Genomic DNA, 16,174 nt, shown 5'->3' with positions numbered 1-16,174 from the left:
GGCGTGGAGACGCCCTCCCTGAGGATCGGCGTCGTCAGCCCGATCGTCACCGCCAACCCCGGCGCCCACGCTGCGTGGGAGGACGGCGCCGGCATCGCCGAGCTCGCACAGGTGGCGCAGGCTGCCGACCGGCTGGGCTTCCACCACCTGACCTGCAGCGAGCACGTCGCGGTGCCTACCACGGTCGCGGCCGAGCGGGGCGCCACGTACTGGGACCCCCTCGCGACCCTCGGCTACCTCGCCGCCCGCACCGAGCGGATCCGGCTCGCCACGCAGGTGCTGGTGCTCGGCTACCACCATCCCCTCGAGATCGCGAAGCGCTACGGCACCCTCGACCGGGTCAGCGCCGGCCGGCTCGTGCTGGGACTCGGCGTCGGCTCGCTCCGCGAGGAGTTCGAGCTGCTCGGCGCGACGTTCGAGGGCCGCGGCGAGGTCGCCGACGACGCGCTCGCCGCGCTGCGCGCGTCGCTGGGACGGCGTACGCCGAGCTACGCCGGGTCGCACTTCGCCTTCTCCGACCTCGTCGTGGAGCCGCACGCCGTCCAGGAGCGGGTGCCGCTGTGGATCGGCGGTCGGACGCCGCGATCGCTGCGCCGGGCCGTCGAGCTCGGTGACGGATGGGTCCCCTTCGGCCTCGGCCTCGACGCGCTCGCCGACCTGCTCGGGCGCAGCGAGGTACCCGCCGGGTTCGAGGTCGTCCTCTCCCCTGGCCGCCCCGTCGACCCCATCGGGGACCGCGACGGCACGATCCGTCGGATGGGACGGGTGCGGGCATCCGGCGCCACGCTGGTGAGCGCCGCGGTGCACGCCGAGTCCGTCGACCACTACTGTGAGCAGCTCGAGGCGCTGGCCGTCCTCGGCGAGGAGATCGGATGAGCGACCCGACCGGACCGGACGTCGCGGCGCGACTCGAGGCGCTCGAGGGGCGGCTGCGCGAGCTCGAGGACGAGCGCGAGATCCTCCGCCTGATCACGGGCTACGGCCCGCTGGTCGACGGCGGCGCGGCGGACGACGTGGCCGCGCTGTGGACCGACGACGGCATCTACGACGTCGACGAGGTCTACCTCGACGGATCCGCGGCGATCCGGCAGATGGTCGAGTCCTCGGCCCACCAGGGCTGGATCTCGGGCGGCTGTGCCCACTTCCTCGGGCCGGCACGGGTGACCCTCGACGGCAACGACGCGGTGGCGGTGTGCCACTCGCTGATGGTCGTCAACACCGACGAGGGCTTCCGGGTGCGTCGGGCCACCGCCCACCACTGGCAGCTCCGACGTACGCCGGCGGGCTGGCGGACCACCGTGCGCACCAGCCGGGTGCTGGACGGGCGCCCGGAGTCCCCTGCCCTGCTCCGCGCGGGCGCGCGCGGGGAGCGCGCATGAGCGACGACCGCACTGCCATCGTCGAGCTGCTGGCCGAGTTCGCCGCGGCGACCGACACCCGTGACTGGGAGACGATCGCCTCGCTGCTCACCGACGACTGCGTCGCCTACGGCGCGCGAGGCCCCGAGGCCGTCGTACGCCGCATGCAGGACCACCTCGGCGGCGTCGGGCCGACCCAGCACCTGCTCGGCGACCACCGCGTCTCGGTCGCCGAGCACGAGGCGCGTTCGCTGACCTACGGCCGCGTCCACCACCAGGGCGCCGGTCCGATGAGCGGGTCGTTCTTCGAGTGCATGGGTGACTACGACGATCGCTGGGTGCGCACCGACGCCGGGTGGCGGATCGCGCGCCGGTGGTTCGAGATCCGGATCTCCCTCGGCGACGTCGCCGTGCTGCGACCGGCATGAGCGGCGGGGAAGAGCCGACCTTCGCTCGGCTGGTTGCCGACCGGGCCGAGGACGACGCGCCGGCAGTCTGGTTCGAGGAGCGCACCTGGAGCTGGCGAGAGGTGGTCGGCGAGGCGCGACGGCGGGCCGGACTGCTCGACGAGCTGCGCGTCGACGGACCCTGGCATGTCGGCCTGGCCCTGGAGAACACCGCCGAGCACCTCTTCTGGTGGCTGGCGGCCGCGGTCGCCGGCGCCACCGCGGTCGGCATCAACCCCACCCGCCGCGGCCCCGACCTGGCGCGCGACATCACCTTCACCGAGTGCCAGGTGCTGGTCGTCGACGACAGCCGCCGCGCGCTGGTCGACGGGCTCGAGACCGGCGTGCCCGACGACCGCGTCCTCCACGTCGACGACGCCGGGTACGCCGAGCGGCTCGCCGCCGCGACGCCGGTCGACGTGGCGCGCGCCGAGATGGTCGACCCGGCCACGGCGTACTCCCTGATCTTCACCAGCGGCACCACGTCGGCGCCGAAGGCGGTCGTCTGCACGCAGGCGCGGATGGGCCGGATCGCGGTGCAGCAGGCCGAGCGGCGGTCGCTGACCTCCGCGGACGTCTTCTACGTCGTGATGCCGATGTTCCACTCCAACGCGATCCAGGCCGGCATCGCGCCGGCGGTGCGCACCGGCGGCACGATCGTGCTGCGGCGTCGCTTCTCGGCGTCGGGGTGGCTGCCCGACGTGCGACGTCACGGCGTGACGTTCTTCAACTACGTCGGCAAGCCCCTCAACTACGTGCTGGCGACCCCCGAGCAGCCCGACGACGCCGACAACCCGCTGCGGATCGCCTTCGGCAACGAGGCCTCCGAGCGCGACATCGCGGCGTTCTCCCGTCGGTTCGGCTGCCAGGTGGTCGACTCCTTCGGGTCCAGCGAGGGCGAGATCCGGATCAACCGCACCCCCGCCACCCCGGCCGGCTCCCTGGGCGTGGCACCCGAGGGCATCGTGGTCGTCGACCCGGAGACGCTGGCGGAGTGCCCGCCGGCCCGGTTCGACGACGCCGGTCGGCTGCTCAACGCCGAGCAGGCGGTCGGCGAGATCGTGAACAAGCTCGGCGCCCCGCTCTTCGAGGGCTACTGGAACAACCCCGAGGCCGAGGCGAAGCGGCTTCGACAGGGGTGGGTGTGGTCCGGCGACCTCGCCTACCGGGACGCCGAGGGGTTCTTCTACTTCGCCGGCCGCGCGGGCGACTGGCTGCGGGTGGACGGGGAGAACATCGCGATCGCGCCGGTCGAGCGGCTCCTCGGCCGGTTCCCGGCGTTCTCGGCGGTGGCCGTGCTCGGGGTCCCCGACGAGGCCGTGGGCGACGCGGTGCTCGCCGTGGCCGAGCTCGTCCCCGGCGCGGAGTTCGACGCCGACGCGTTCGCGCGGTTCCTCGACGCCCAGCCCGACCTCGGCACCAAGTGGGTGCCCCGCTACCTGCGCCTGGTCGAGGCGCTGCCCCGCACCCCCACCAGCAAGGTGGTCAAGCGCGAGGTCGACACCGCACTCGAGGCGAGCGTGCTGGTGCGCGACGGCGCGAGCGGCCGCTACCGCCCGCTCGGCTGAGCGCGCAGACCACTCCCGATGACCGGAATGGACGCCCCCGGGTCGGCCGGTCGACCCGTACGTTGCCCGCCATGGAGGAGTCGATCCGACGGGCGGCCGAGCGGCTGCGGCGGGCCGCCGTGACCCGCACGCCGTGCGCACCGGTGCGCGACCTGATCGGCGCCGACGACCTCGCCGCGGCGTACGCCGTCCAGTCCCACGTGATCGCCGCGCGCCGCGACGCCGGCGCGCGCGTGGTCGGCCGCAAGATCGGACTCACGTCCCCCGCGGTCCAGCAGCAGCTCGGGGTCGACCAGCCCGACTTCGGGTGGCTTCTCGACGACATGGACCTCACCGGCGCCGACGAGGTGCCGATGGGCCGGCTGCTGCAGCCGAAGGCCGAGGCCGAGATCGCGTTCGTGCTCGCCGACGACCTCGCCGAGGGGCCGCTCGACAACGCCCGGGTGCGCGCGGCGACCGCCTACGCGGTCGCGGCGCTGGAGATCGTCGACAGCCGGATCACCGGCTGGGACATCGCCTTCGGCGACACCGTCGCCGACAACGCCTCCAGCGGCCTCTACGTGCTGGGCACCGAGCGCCGGACGCTCGCGGAGGTCGAACCGGCGGAGGTCACGATGTCGATGCGCATCGACGGCGAGGAGGTCTCGACCGGCGACGGCGCCGCCTGCCTCGGCGACCCGCTCCACGCACTGGCCTGGCTGGCCCGCACCGCCCGCGAGTACGGCGAGCCCCTGCGCGCCGGCCAGGTGGTGCTCTCAGGGGCTCTCGGCCCGATGCGCGACGTGTCCCCCGGCGCCACCGTGACGGCCGAGCTCAGTGGTCTCGGCTCCGTCACCGCTCGATTCTCCCCATCCACCGTCCCCGAGGAGGCGCAGTGAGCAGGACCAAGGTCGCGATCATCGGGTCGGGCAACATCGGCACCGACCTGATGATCAAGGTGATGCGGCTCTCCGACACCCTCGAGATGGCCGCCATGGTGGGCATCGATCCGGAGTCCGACGGCCTGGCCCGCGCGCAGCGGTTCGGCTTCGCCACCACCAGCGACGGCGTCGACGGCCTGGTCGCGATGGACTGCTTCGACGAGATCGACATCGTCTTCGACGCCACCAGCGCCAAGGCCCACGTCGCCAACGCCGAGCGGCTCGCCCCCTATGGCAAGCGGCTCATCGACCTCACCCCCGCCGCGATCGGGCCGTTCGTCGTGCCGGCGGTCAACCTCGACGAGCACCTCGCCGCGCCCGACGTCAACATGGTGACCTGCGGCGGCCAGGCGACGATCCCCGTCGTCGCCGCGGTCTCCCGCGTCACACCGGTGGCGTACGGCGAGATCGTGGCGTCGATCGCCTCGAAGTCCGCCGGACCGGGGACCCGCGCCAACATCGACGAGTTCACCGAGACCACCTCGCACGCGATCCGGAGCGTCGGCGGGGCCGGGCGGGGCAAGGCCGTCATCATCCTCAACCCGGCCGAGCCGCCGCTGATCATGCGCGACACGGTCTTCTGCCTGATCGGCGACCCCGACCCCGACACGCACGCGAGGATCCGCGCCTCCGTCGAGGACATGGTGGCCGAGGTCGCGACGTACGTGCCGGGCTACCGGCTCAAGCAGGAGGTGCAGTTCACGGCCGTGCCGGCGGACCAGCCCGTCCACACCCTGCTCGCCGACCCGGCGCAGGCGGTCACCCACCAGGTGTCGGTCTTCCTCGAGGTCGAGGGAGCCGCGCACTACCTGCCGGCCTACGCCGGCAACCTCGACATCATGACGTCCGCCGCCCTGCGCACCGCCGAGCGGATCGCCGCGGTCGGACGGACGGCCCGCACCGAGCCCGTGGAGGCCACCGCATGACCGAGATCTTCCTGCAGGACGTGACCCTCCGCGACGGGATGCACGCCATCCGGCACCGCATCGACCCGGCCGACGTCGGCCGGATCGTGGCCGCGCTCGACGCCGCCGGCGTCGACGCGATCGAGGTCGCGCACGGCGACGGCCTCGCCGGCGGCACCCTCAACTACGGGCCGGGATCGCACAGCGACTGGGAGTGGCTCGAGGCCGCCGCCGCGAACATCGACCGGGCCCGGCTCACGACCCTGCTGCTGCCCGGCGTCGGCACCATCGAGGAGCTGCGCACGGCGTACGACCTGGGGGTGCGGTCGGTGCGCGTCGCGACCCACTGCACCGAGGCCGACGTCGCGGCCCAGCACATCGCCACGGCCCGCGAGATCGGCATGGACGTGTCGGGCTTCCTGATGATGAGCCACATGGCGCCGGCCGCCGAGCTGGCCCGGCAGGCGAGGCTGATGGAGTCCTACGGCGCGCACTGCGTCTACGTGACCGACTCCGGCGGGCGGCTGACCATGGACGGCGTCCGGGAGCGGATCCGCGCCTACCGCGACGTGCTCGACCCCGCCACCGAGCTCGGCATCCACGCCCACGAGAACCTCTCCCTCTCGGTCGCCAACTCGGTGGTCGCCGTCGAGGAGGGCGTGCGCCGGGTGGACGCGTCGCTGGCCGGCCAGGGCGCCGGCGCCGGCAACTGCCCGATCGAGCCCTTCGTCGCCGTCGCCGACCTCAACGGCTGGCAGCACGGCGCCGACCTCTTCGCGCTCCAGGACGCCGCCGACGACATCGTGCGACCGCTGCAGGACCGTCCCGTGCGCGTCGACCGCGAGACGCTCACCCTCGGGTACGCCGGGGTCTACTCGAGCTTCCTGCGGCACGCCGAGGCGGCGGCCGATCGCTACGGCGTCGACGTGCGGACGATCCTGCTCGAGGTCGGCCGCCGCCGACTGGTCGGTGGCCAGGAGGACATGATCATCGACATCGCCCTCGACCTGGTCGGTCGCACCGGCTGAGCCGGCAGCGACGTCACAGGGTGCGGGCGACCCGCCACGCCGAGTGGATCGCGCCCTGGATGTAGCCGACCTCGGCGGCGTCGCCGACGACCTCGACCGCCACGCCGCGCTCGGTGAGCTCGTCGGCCAGCGGCGCACCCGAGGCGACCTCGGAGGCGACGACCACGAGGTCGGCGGGCGCCGTCCGCGACCGACCCTCGGGGTCGGTGTAGCGGACGGTGGTCGCGGTGATCTCCTCGATCGTCGCCTGCCGCTCGACGTGCACCCCGTGGTCGGTGGCGCGGCGTACGGCGTGCCAACGGCGCGGGAGCGCCATCGGCAGCCCGAGCTGCGCCCCGGCCTCCAGCACGGTGACGGACTTGCCGCGCTCGGCGAAGAACTCCGCCAGCTCGAGCCCGACCAGCGAACCGCCGATCACGACGACGTCCTTGCCGACGGGCAGCACGGTGCGCGTGGCGCGACGGATCAGGTCCGGTCGCGAGGTGAGCCCGGTCAGCCGTCCGGCCCGGCCGAGCCAGCGCATCCGCCGGCTCCCCTGCGCGGTGCCCGCGCCGGTGAGCAGCGCGCGGAGGGTGTCGCCGGTCTGCACGTGCGGGAGGTCCGCACCGGGCACGGCCGGGAGGCCGCGACTCGCGCCGGTCGCGAGCACGACCGTGCTCGGTCGCAGCGCCATGATCGAGGCCGGCGTCGCCTGCTGCCCGAGCCGTACGACGACGCCGAGCCGCTCGAGCTCGTGCTCCTGCCACGACAGCAGCGGACCGTTGGGCGGCGTCGTCAGCTGGGAGAACCACGCGGAGCCGCCGAGGCGGTCGCCGGCCTCGACCAGGGTCACCCGGTGGCCACGTTCGCGGGAGATGCGGGCGACCTCCATGCCGGCCGGTCCGCCGCCGACCACGACCACGTGGCGCGGCGACGGCACGGGCAGGAACACCGCTGCCTGCTCGTCGCCCAGCGCCGGGTTGACGGCACACACGGGGGTCTCGTCCCAGAAGTTCTGCTCGACGCAGACGTAGCAGTTGATGCACGGCCGCACCGACTCCGGACGCCCGGCCCGCAGCTTGTCGACCAGGCCCGGGTCGGCCAGCAGCTGTCGGCCCATCGCGACGAAGTCGGCGTCCCCGCCGGCGATCATCTCCTCGCCGACCTCGGGGAGCACCCGGCCCACGGCGATGACCGGGATGCCGACGGCGGCCCGCACCGCCCGGGCGCTGTGGCGGTAGGCCCCGACCTCGTTCGGCAGCGGTCCCCTGAGGAAGTCGCGGAAGGGATTGCGCCCCCAGCCGGTGACGTGGATCGCGTCGGCGCCCGCGGCCTCGAAGAGCCGGGCGGCCTCGACGGTCTCGGCGAGGCTGAGCGCGCCCTCCTCGCCGTACTCCTCGCCGGCCACCCGGACCAGCACGGCCAGCCGGTCGCCCACGGCACGTCGGACCGCCGCGATCACCTCGCACGCGAGCCGGGCACGGTTCTCCAGCGAGCCGCCCCAGGCGTCGGTGCGCTTGTTGTCGGCACGGCTCAGGAAGCCACCGAGGACGTAGCCGTGCGCGCAGTGGATCTCGATGGCGTCGGCGCCGGCCTCCATGACCCGGCATGCCGCCCGGACGAACTGGTCGATCAGCCACGCAATGTCGTCGTCGGTCGCCTCGTGGTAGGTCGGCGACTTGCCCCGGGTGACGGCGCCCATCCGCGCCAGCTCCTCGGGCGTGTTGTCCCGCAGCGCGCTGAGGTCGTGGGCGGCCTGCGGCGCCGACGGCACCAGCAGCGGCCGTCCCTCGAGGGTGTCGATCCGCGCCACCTTGCCGTGGTGGGTGGCCTGCACGCACAGCAGCGAGCCGGCAGCGTGCACGGCGTCGGCGAGGGCCCTGAGCCCCGGGATGAACCTGTCCTCGGAGAGCCCGGGCTCCTTCATGCTGGTCGCACCGACCGGGAACGCCACCGCGGACGCCGAGGTGATGACCATGCCGGCGCCCCCGGCCGCGCGAGCGACGTAGTGCTCGACGTCGGCTTCGACGATCACCCCGTCGTGGCACACGTTCATGTCCATCGCCGGCATGATCACGCGGCTCGGCAGGGTGAGCGGGCCGATGCGCCCCGGAGCCAGCAGGTGGGTGAAGTCCGGAGCAGTTCGCCGCATACGCACGTCGGGACGCTAGGAGGCGCGGCGAGGACGCGTCGTTGCGTCTCCCGGCCACCGAGACACGACGGCGCGGCCGCGGGCGCCAGTCGGCTACGGGCGGCCCGGGTAGCCGAGACCGAGCGCACCGGGCAGGTCGCCGCAGGCGACCTCCCACAGCCGCTGGGTCGCGCCGTGCGCGGCGCCGAGGCTCGCGGCGACCGTCGCCACGTCCCCGTCACTCGGCACGATGCCGGCTCGCTCGAGCAGGGCGCGCGCGAGAGCGGCGTCGGTCGGGTCCACGGTGTCGAGGGCCGGGGGTCGGAGCGGACCCGCGACGGAGCCGGGCGCCGCCGCGTCGATCGCGGACAGGTCCGGCCGGCGGGTGTGCCAGTCGGTGACGCGCTGGTAGGCCTCGGCCACCTGCAGGACGAGCGCGTCCTCGAACGGTCGCCCCGCGATCTGCAGACCCAGGGGCATGCCGTCGGCGGCGAAGCCGATCGGCACGGACGCGGCCGGGTTGCCGGCCGAGTTCCAGTACGGCGCGTGCACGAGCGACTTCCAGGTCCGCATGCACTCGCCGATGTCCCCGAGCGGCGGTGCGGTGCGCGAGCACATCGGGGAGACCACCACGTCGACGGTGTCGAAGAGCGCCGCCAGGGCGAGCTGACCCTGGCGACGGACGCGCTGGGCCTGGACGTAGTCGGCGGCACTGTAGTGCGCAGCCCTGGTGATCCCCTCGCGGGCCGAGGCGCCGTACCGGTCCCAGCTGTCGGGCAGCAGCGGACGGTGCCAGCTGAGCCGCTCGGCCGCGATGGTCAGGAAGCTCGCGTCGACCATCACGTCATGGAGCGGCAGCGTGACCGCCACGACCGACGCGCCCAGCCGCTCGAGGTGGTCCACCGCCGCGGCGAGGCGCTCGGGTACGGCCGGATCGGCGCCGTCGCCGGCCACCTCGGCCATCGTGGCGACGCCCACGCGGACACCGTCCAGACGGTCCAGCGGCGGGGCCGCGGGCGACCCGGTCAGCACCTCAAGCATCAGCGCGCAGTCACGCGCGGTGCGGGCCATCGGACCGATCGTGTCCACGCTGTGGGCCAGCGGGACCAGGCCCCGGTCGTCGACGAGACCGGTCGTCGGCTTGTGTCCGGTGATGCCGCACATCGCGGCCGGCACCCGCACGCTGCCACCGGTGTCGGTGCCGAGCGCGCCGAGCATCATCCCGGCCGCGACGCCGGCTCCCGAACCGGAGCTGGACCCGCCGGGCCACCGGGACGCGTCCCAGGGGTTCGCGGGCACGGGGAACGGCAGGGTCGAGTCCGGCAGCCCGTAGGCGAACTCCAACGTGCTCGTCTTGCCGACCACGATGGCACCGGCTCGCCGCAGCCGGCGGACCGCCGCGGCCTCCTCGACGTCCCAGATGCCCTCCATCACGCGACTCTGGGCGGTCGACGGCCCCTCCTCGGTGGCGAGGATGTCCTTGACGCCGATCGGCACGCCGTGGAGCGGGCCAAGTGGCTCGCCGGACCCCACCGCAGCATCGGCCGCGGCCGCCGCCTCACGCGCCCGCTCGTCGAACCTCGCGAGGAACACGCCGAGCCGGTCGTCGTACCTCTCCGCGCGGGCGAGTGCCTCCTCGACGAGCTCGCCGCTCGTCACCCGCCCCGCCCGCACCTCGGCCGCAGCCTCGGCGAGCGTGTGCTCCTCGTGCGTCATCGACGTCCTTCCACCACGGGAGGCGGTGGCACGCCGGCTCGCCTCTTCATTTCGGTCCGAACTATTGCTAACCGAAATAGTATCCACGAGCAAGTGCCACGTCCGTCGTCGCCGTACGCAGCCGGCCCCCGGGGTGCCGTGGACGGTGACCGGTGGTGCGTCAGCCACCTCTTCCTCCTCGCGGAAGGTTGCGTGCTCACCGCGGCGAGGCAACTGTCCCGCACTGCCCCGTCCACCGGTGACTGAGCACGCGCCTAGCCGTCATCGGCCTCGGTGCCGTGGCCGTGCAGACCGACCCCGCCAGCGTCACGCCCGGTTCGACCGCCTGGGATGCCGGCCAGTCGAGCGGGATGTTCGCGCTCTTCGGCATCCTCGCCCTCACGACGGTCACCGCCACCGCTGACTACGGCAGCGGCAGCATCGTGCCCACCTTGCAGTGGACGCCTCGTCGCGGAGTGCTCCTCATCGCCAGATGCGTCGCCGTCGCCTTCGCGACCATCTCGCTGGGCGTCGTCGTCGCGGCCGCAGCGAGCTTCACCGCCCAGGCCTTCTTGCCGCTGGGCCTCCCGCAGGCAGACGGGCTGACCACGCTCAGCGGGCTCGCGTTCATCTTCGGCTGCGGCGCCCTGATGAGCGTCACTTCGGCTCGGACGACAGTCGCACTCTGGGCCTCCGCAGCGTTCACGCTCGGAGCGTGGCGACTGCTGCAGACCGACGCGAACCGTTAGTAGTCATGGTGCTGACGCTTGGCGGCCTCCGCGACGGTCAGCTCGGCCGCCGGGTCGATCTCGAGTCGGTCGTCGGGGATGACGCGCCCGCTCTCAAGAGACTTGCCGTAGGTTCCGTCCGCGATCCGTTGCTCGGCGCGCGCGATCGCGTCCAGCCGCTCGCGGAGGCTGCGCTCGATCGCAAGGTCCACGGCTTCGTGCTCGAGCGGCTGTGCGGCGTCGATGTCACCGTCGCCGACCTCGCGCTCTGCCGCGCTATCGCCCAACGTGTCCTCCGCAGCGGTGGCGAGGAGGCGGTGGATCCGCTGCCGTTCAGATTCGAGCAGCTGCTTGGCCCGATCGAGCTCCATGGACACTCCTGTGACTTGTTGTACCGACTGGACGGTTCGGCTCTGACGGCCGGATGAGGTGCCTGGGTCGACTACGTCGCATCGCGGCGCCACGGGCAGCGGCTGCGAGCTGATCTTCATGTCCCGCACCGCCACGCCGTTCAGGACGTAGCGAGGTAGTCGTCGATTCGACGGCGCACATGATCGCGAGCTTCGACCAAGTTCCTCTGGATGTCGTTGGTGCTACGACCCAGACGGCTGCTCGCGGTCGCAACTGAATGCCCCTCGATGTCCACCAGGTAGACCGCATCCGCGGCGGCACTGGTCAGTTCGTCGAGGGCTGCGTCGAGTACCGAGTACAACTCGGCCGTTTCGGCTTCCGCCTCGGGGCTGAGGATGTTCGCGACTGTGGGCCACGCTGTCGGCGGAGCACTCCATCCCTCTCTGTCCGGCCCGTCGCCGTAGAGGTCGGGGAGATACAGCTCGGCGCGTTCGCCGTCCGGATCGAGGGCATCGAGATCGGCGAGAGCGCGCCAGTCCTCGTTGACGCCAGGGTCGGGAAGGTCTGTCTCGGCCAGGTCTGCGGGGTTGTGCGGGTGATGACGCACCAGGTCTGCGGCCCAGGCCTGGTCGCGGGCGTCGTCGTCTCGGGCGTGCTCGCGAGCTCGCTTGGTCAGGAAGGACGCGAGCTGGCCGTGGCTACGGGTCGTCGGCGGATCGTCGGTCAGGAAGTGGTCCCAGGCGCTCTGTACCAGATCCTCGGCATGAGCGGGGTCGATGGCCCGAGCGAGCGAGACCAGCCAGGCCTGTGTGCGGATTAGCGCCGCATCGGACTCGAGGTCTCGGGGAGGTTCGCCGGCGGCAGCTCGGCTCTCGTCACGCCTGTCGGGTTCGCGCAAGGTCGGCGGCCGATTGGTGGGTGGGCGCAGGCCGATCAGTGCGATCGTCTTGGCGACCTGGTCGATGTAGTTCGTGCAGGCGTCACAGCTCATGAGGTGCTCGCCGATCTCGACCGCTCCCTGCAGCGGCAGCGAGCCGTCGAACGCCAAGCTGCCGTACCGGGCCACATCGTCGCACCCCGCTGTCGTGCGCATGGCCTTGTTCACGCTGGTCAACGTGCGGAACCTCCTGTCACGTTCGCATCTCACCCCGAGCCGGCGTCTGTCCGACCGGGGCAGTTCATTCGTGTCACCCTTGCCGCGGGTTCTTTCCGATCGGCGGAGCCGAATCTCGAGGGATTCGTTGTCTCGAACGACGTCCTCGCGCCTCGCGCCTCAGCTCCCGGTCGGTCCGAAACGCTCGGTCCTGATGGCGTCCGCGGCATGGCCACGCTCCTGGAGCAGCCGCGCAGCGTTCTCGACGAACCCGGTCGGGCCGCAAACGTAGACCCGGGTCCGGCTCGTGCGCGGCGCGGTCGCGACGTCCGCAGAGAATGCACTCGACGGGCCGGGGATGTCGGCGAGCGCGAGTCGTCCTGGGGTGCGCCTGCCGTCCGGTAGGCCCGCCCGGGTGTACAGCCGCTCGATGGTGAGGTCGGAGCAGCGCTGCGCGTACGTGGCGAGCTCGTTGGTGTAGATCACGTGGTCGGGCGTGCGGGCGACGTAGCTGAGGTGAAACGGCGTCGCGACACCCGACTCGATTCGTCGGCGCACCATCGCCATCAGCGGCACGATTCCGGAGCCTCCGGCAATCAGCAGCACCGGCCCGGGGAGGTCCTCGGTCCAGCGGAACCAGCCGCCGATCGGGCCACGCAGTTGCAGCTCGTCACCGGGCTGCATGGTGTCGACAAGGTATGGCGACGCCTCACCACCGGGAACGGCCTGCACGGTGAGCTCGACCCATCCAGGCGACGACGTCGACGCCAGCGAGTAGCTGCGCTGCGCGCTGTACCCGTCCTCCGAAGTCAGCTTCAGGTCCACGTGCTGTCCCGGATCATGGCCGGTCCAGTCGGGAACCGAGAAGAGTAGCGTCCTGGCCGATCGCGTCTCCATCCAGGCGCCACGCAGTTCGGCTCGCAGCCATCGAAGCGGACCACGAACGCGGAGCCTGGCGTCCGCCCCGCTCGCACGGGGAACGGCATCACCTGGTTGGTAGCGCGGACTCACGTCGGGCACCGTTTCCTTGCGCGCCCAGTCGCTGATGTGGAAAGCCTTCATCAGTCCCCCGCGTAGCGCTGCTCGCGCCAAGGGTCTCCGTAGGGGTGGTAGCCGAAGTTCTCCCAGAACCCGAGGCGGTCCTCGCGGAGCAGCTCCAGCCCGTTGACCCATTTGGCGGACTTCCACAGGTAGAGGTGGGGAACGAGCAGCCTCGCTGGCCCGCCGTGTGCGGCCGCGAGCGCGGAGCCGTCGAACTCGAAGGCGACCCATGCCTGTCCGTGCAGTAGGTCGCGGAGAGGGAGGTTCGTGGTGTAGCCGCCGTGCGAGTGGGCCATCACGTACTCGACGCCTTCCAGGTCAGCCCCCACGGCTCCCAGCACTTCGGCCACCGGCACTCCTCGCCACCGTGTGCCGAGCTTGCTCCACTTGGTCACACAGTGGAGGTCGACGGTGACGTCCTCGACGGGGAGTGCCATCAGCTGCTGCCAAGACACGGAGTGACTTGCGCCGTCCACACCGGTGACGTCAAGCGTCCAGTTCACGGTACCGATCAGTGGGGTCGGGCCGGCGGTCAGAACCGGGAAGTCGTCGGTTCTGTACTGACCGGGTGGCACTTGGGGGTCTACCTGGCGACGACCTCCAAAACCCCTGCTGACCACTGCCATGAGTCGACCCGTCCTCTCCGTATGACTGGCGATGTCACGCATTGAGTGGGTCGGCGAGCGCCGGGTCTTACCCAGCCCCTGCCCCGGAAGGCGGGACTCGACGACCGCGGTCTCCGGCCGACAGCAGCGCCGGCGGAACCACCGTCGCGTGAGGCAGAGGGGTAAGACTGCCGCCGGGAGCGGCCACCAAGGGAAGCGAAGGTCGGTGCGGCTGTCACCGATCGGACCGTCGCTGGACACCAGGAGGATCGCGTGCAGGCTTGGATCGGTGAAACTGTCGTGGCCGAGGCCGACGAGGAGCAACTGGTCAGGATCGAAGGCCATCTCTACTTCCCGCCTGACGCGGTCAGGTGGAGCCTGTTCGACGACAGCGCGACGCCGTACACATGCCCCTGGAAGGGCGCAGCCCGATACTGGACCGTCACGACCCGGGCCGGCGTGCACACCGACGCGGCCTGGGGATATCCCTCACCGTTGTCGACGGCGATCGACCACGTCGGCTTCGACTTCAGCGGCTACGTCGCGTTCGACCCGATCCAGGTGGTCCTTCTCGAGTCGCGCCGCGACACGGGGCTGGTCTGACGAGCCGACCGGCGGGTTTGGGCGACTGCCTAGACGGGCCGTACCCCGGTGCAGCATGATCATCGGTACTGGCCTTCGAAGCGGTCGCCGCGTTGGCGGTCGACGAAGGTCAGGCCGGTGATCGCGCCGCCTTTCACGACCCAGGTCAGGTCGTAGGTCGCCGTATACGCCGGCGGCCAGAACGACTCGAACTGCCCGTCGCCCACGACGCGCCACTCTCCCGAGCTTGGGCGGCCGCGCTCGGTGTATGTGGTTCGGCCGTCGAGGGTGAAGGTCTGGATCGCGCCGTCGCCGAAGACCAGCGCGGCCGCCGTCAGTGCGTCCGCCATGTGGGTCGCGACAACCGGGTCGCCGTCGTTGACGTCGAGTTGGTTCAGCAGGTCGGACATGAGATGGCTCCCGTCGTCGAAGCGTGAGTTCCGGGACCGGTACCGATGCCGGGCCCAGGTCGATTGGTGGTGTTCAGTTGAGTGAGCGGAGCCGCGTGGGCCCATCCGGCGACCAGGTCGAACTCGTCGCCTTCGATGTCGCGGAAGTTGATGGGCCCCGTCGAGTGCCACCGGTTTCGGCGGACCTCGGTGGCGCCGAGATCGCGCAGGCGGTCAGCCTCAGCGTCGAAATCCATGGTGGTGCGGTCGGGGTGGGTGCGGTTCCCCGTGTGTCCGGTGCGCTCTCCTCGTCGGAAGAGGAGGGGCACGGCCGCGATGACGGCCGCCGACCCCGGGCTCACGGTCGCCGCGACGCTCTTGCGCAGCGCCTCCGCCCAGGACGCCGCCTCATGCGGGTCGACGCAGGTGAACGTGATTGCCGCGATGTTGACCGCCATCTCTTCATCCTCCGTACCGTTCTATCAGTGAGCCGCCCAAGACCCGTCCCGGCTGCAGTCGATGCCGGCCACGGACAGCCTCAGAGAGGCCGCGCGAGCGCGACACCCGTTGGTGACGGTGGCGGTGCACGTCTTTCGTCTCGTTCGCCGAACCAGCACCCGTCCATCACGTCGAATTGGACGAGTTCGTCCAGTTCGACGTACTTTCTGGCAAGGGCGGCGACCTGCCGTCGCGACCTCGAGGAGCAACGATGACCCAGGATGTGACGATCGTCGGAAGTACCATCACCACGCCGCGACTGCGCCTGCGTCCGTGGCGCCTCGGCGACGCCGACGACGCCCTCGAGATCTACGGAAGTCCCGAAGTTGCGCGCTGGTTGTCTCCGGCGCTTGGCACAGTCAGGGACGTCGACCGGATGCGTGCCCTCCTGGACAGCTGGATCGGCTCACCTGCCGGGCCTCCCGGCCGCCCGGCAGGACGGTGGGCGATCGAGGAGATCACGACCGGTCATGTGGTCGGTTCGTGCCAGATCCTCCCGCTCCCGCCCGAAGGAGACGATCTCGAGCTCGGCTACCAGCTAGCACGGAAGGCGTGGGGCCAGGGGTACGCGACCGAGGCCGGGCATGCCTTGGCACACTATGCGTTCACTCACGGCGAAGAGGAGGTCTTCGCTGTCGTCAGGCCGGGCAACGCGCCGGGTGAGCACGTGGCTCGACGCATCGGCATGGAGTGGACCGGAGAGACCGAGAAGTACTACGGGCTGCGGCTGCAGATCTTCCGGCTTCGCAAGGCCGACCTGGACAAGTCCTCGCTCGCACCGACGCCCGTGGAGCGCTAGTCGGCTTGTACTGCTCAGGTCAGAGGACGCAGCGCTCGAACGCTGGATGGACCGATCA

At 71.7% G+C, this 16,174-nt stretch carries 18 protein-coding genes; 10 read left to right on the top strand and 8 right to left on the bottom strand.

Annotated elements, in window-relative coordinates:
- Positions 1-3: 3 nt before the first annotated feature.
- From PZ894_RS11065 to dmpG, 7 genes are all read left to right on the top strand, one after another.
- Positions 4-876 carry a TIGR03619 family F420-dependent LLM class oxidoreductase gene (locus PZ894_RS11065; RefSeq protein WP_275744736.1) on the top strand — a complete coding sequence of 291 codons (873 nt, stop codon included), beginning with the start codon at positions 4-6 and terminating at the stop codon, positions 874-876.
- Positions 873-1,379 carry a nuclear transport factor 2 family protein gene (locus PZ894_RS11060; RefSeq protein WP_275744734.1) on the top strand — a complete coding sequence of 169 codons (507 nt, stop codon included), beginning with the start codon at positions 873-875 and terminating at the stop codon, positions 1,377-1,379. Before PZ894_RS11065 ends, PZ894_RS11060 begins: the two co-directional genes overlap by 4 nt.
- Positions 1,376-1,786 carry a nuclear transport factor 2 family protein gene (locus PZ894_RS11055; RefSeq protein WP_275744732.1) on the top strand — a complete coding sequence of 137 codons (411 nt, stop codon included), beginning with the start codon at positions 1,376-1,378 and terminating at the stop codon, positions 1,784-1,786. Before PZ894_RS11060 ends, PZ894_RS11055 begins: the two co-directional genes overlap by 4 nt.
- Entirely contained in the window at positions 1,783-3,372 is a 1,590-nt protein-coding gene (locus PZ894_RS11050; RefSeq protein WP_275744730.1) for an AMP-binding protein, read from the top strand. The genes PZ894_RS11055 and PZ894_RS11050 overlap by 4 nt, the downstream gene beginning before the upstream one ends.
- 71 nt (positions 3,373-3,443) lie before the next feature.
- Complete coding sequence (locus PZ894_RS11045) at positions 3,444-4,250, top strand: fumarylacetoacetate hydrolase family protein (protein WP_275744728.1); 807 nt, start codon at positions 3,444-3,446, stop codon at positions 4,248-4,250.
- Positions 4,247-5,218 carry an acetaldehyde dehydrogenase (acetylating) gene (locus tag PZ894_RS11040; RefSeq protein WP_275744727.1) on the top strand — a complete coding sequence of 324 codons (972 nt, stop codon included), beginning with the start codon at positions 4,247-4,249 and terminating at the stop codon, positions 5,216-5,218. Before PZ894_RS11045 ends, PZ894_RS11040 begins: the two co-directional genes overlap by 4 nt.
- On the top strand, positions 5,215-6,225 hold the full coding sequence (dmpG, locus tag PZ894_RS11035) for a 4-hydroxy-2-oxovalerate aldolase (protein WP_275744725.1): 1,011 nt from the start codon (positions 5,215-5,217) through the stop codon (positions 6,223-6,225). Before PZ894_RS11040 ends, dmpG begins: the two co-directional genes overlap by 4 nt.
- Positions 6,226-6,238: 13 nt before the next feature.
- On the opposite strand, the gene PZ894_RS11030 is transcribed toward dmpG, so the two are convergent.
- Both PZ894_RS11030 and PZ894_RS11025 read right to left on the bottom strand, forming a co-directional pair.
- Positions 6,239-8,356 carry an FAD-dependent oxidoreductase gene (locus PZ894_RS11030; RefSeq protein WP_275744813.1) on the bottom strand — a complete coding sequence of 706 codons (2,118 nt, stop codon included), beginning with the start codon at positions 8,354-8,356 and terminating at the stop codon, positions 6,239-6,241.
- 93 nt (positions 8,357-8,449) lie between these two features.
- A complete protein-coding gene (locus tag PZ894_RS11025) occupies positions 8,450-10,051 on the bottom strand; it encodes an amidase (protein ID WP_275744723.1) in 1,602 nt (533 codons plus the stop codon).
- 278 nt (positions 10,052-10,329) lie between these two features.
- Between PZ894_RS11025 and PZ894_RS11020 the strand changes: the two genes are divergently transcribed.
- Positions 10,330-10,779, top strand: coding sequence for a hypothetical protein (locus PZ894_RS11020; RefSeq protein WP_275744721.1), 450 nt, complete (start codon positions 10,330-10,332; stop codon positions 10,777-10,779).
- On the opposite strand, the gene PZ894_RS11015 is transcribed toward PZ894_RS11020, so the two are convergent.
- From PZ894_RS11015 to PZ894_RS11000, 4 genes are all read right to left on the bottom strand, one after another.
- Complete coding sequence (locus PZ894_RS11015) at positions 10,776-11,129, bottom strand: hypothetical protein (protein ID WP_275744718.1); 354 nt, start codon at positions 11,127-11,129, stop codon at positions 10,776-10,778. The genes PZ894_RS11020 and PZ894_RS11015 overlap by 4 nt on opposite strands.
- A 140-nt stretch (positions 11,130-11,269) precedes the next feature.
- A complete protein-coding gene (locus PZ894_RS11010) occupies positions 11,270-12,214 on the bottom strand; it encodes a hypothetical protein (RefSeq protein WP_275744716.1) in 945 nt (314 codons plus the stop codon).
- A gap of 168 nt (positions 12,215-12,382) precedes the next feature.
- Positions 12,383-13,099 (bottom strand): FAD-binding oxidoreductase, encoded by a 717-nt coding sequence (locus PZ894_RS11005; RefSeq protein ID WP_275744811.1) that lies wholly within the window; start codon positions 13,097-13,099, stop codon positions 12,383-12,385.
- A 164-nt stretch (positions 13,100-13,263) separates the two neighbouring features.
- Complete coding sequence (locus PZ894_RS11000; protein WP_275744715.1) at positions 13,264-13,869, bottom strand: molybdopterin-dependent oxidoreductase; 606 nt, start codon at positions 13,867-13,869, stop codon at positions 13,264-13,266.
- 252 nt (positions 13,870-14,121) lie between these two features.
- Here PZ894_RS11000 and PZ894_RS10995 point away from each other — a divergent pair, with 252 nt between their 5' ends.
- Positions 14,122-14,451, top strand: a complete 330-nt coding sequence (locus tag PZ894_RS10995; protein WP_275744714.1) for a DUF427 domain-containing protein — start codon at positions 14,122-14,124, stop codon at positions 14,449-14,451.
- 59 nt (positions 14,452-14,510) lie between these two features.
- On the opposite strand, the gene PZ894_RS10990 is transcribed toward PZ894_RS10995, so the two are convergent.
- Together PZ894_RS10990 and PZ894_RS10985 are read right to left on the bottom strand one after the other, a co-directional pair.
- Positions 14,511-14,840 carry a hypothetical protein gene (locus tag PZ894_RS10990; protein ID WP_275744712.1) on the bottom strand — a complete coding sequence of 110 codons (330 nt, stop codon included), beginning with the start codon at positions 14,838-14,840 and terminating at the stop codon, positions 14,511-14,513.
- The gene (locus PZ894_RS10985; RefSeq protein WP_275744710.1) at positions 14,825-15,277 is read right to left on the bottom strand and encodes a VOC family protein; all 453 of its coding nucleotides are present in this window, start codon (positions 15,275-15,277) and stop codon (positions 14,825-14,827) included. The genes PZ894_RS10990 and PZ894_RS10985 overlap by 16 nt, the downstream gene beginning before the upstream one ends.
- A 251-nt stretch (positions 15,278-15,528) precedes the next feature.
- Here PZ894_RS10985 and PZ894_RS10980 point away from each other — a divergent pair, with 251 nt between their 5' ends.
- Positions 15,529-16,116, top strand: coding sequence for a GNAT family N-acetyltransferase (locus tag PZ894_RS10980; protein ID WP_275744708.1), 588 nt, complete (start codon positions 15,529-15,531; stop codon positions 16,114-16,116).
- Positions 16,117-16,174 lie beyond the last annotated feature (58 nt).

It is taken from the genome of Nocardioides sp. YIM 152315, assembly GCF_029210375.1.
Taxonomy (GTDB): Bacteria; Actinomycetota; Actinomycetes; order Propionibacteriales; family Nocardioidaceae; genus Nocardioides.
The sequence above is the reverse complement of the archived record's forward strand: the minus strand, read 5'-3'. Positions and strand labels throughout refer to the sequence as shown.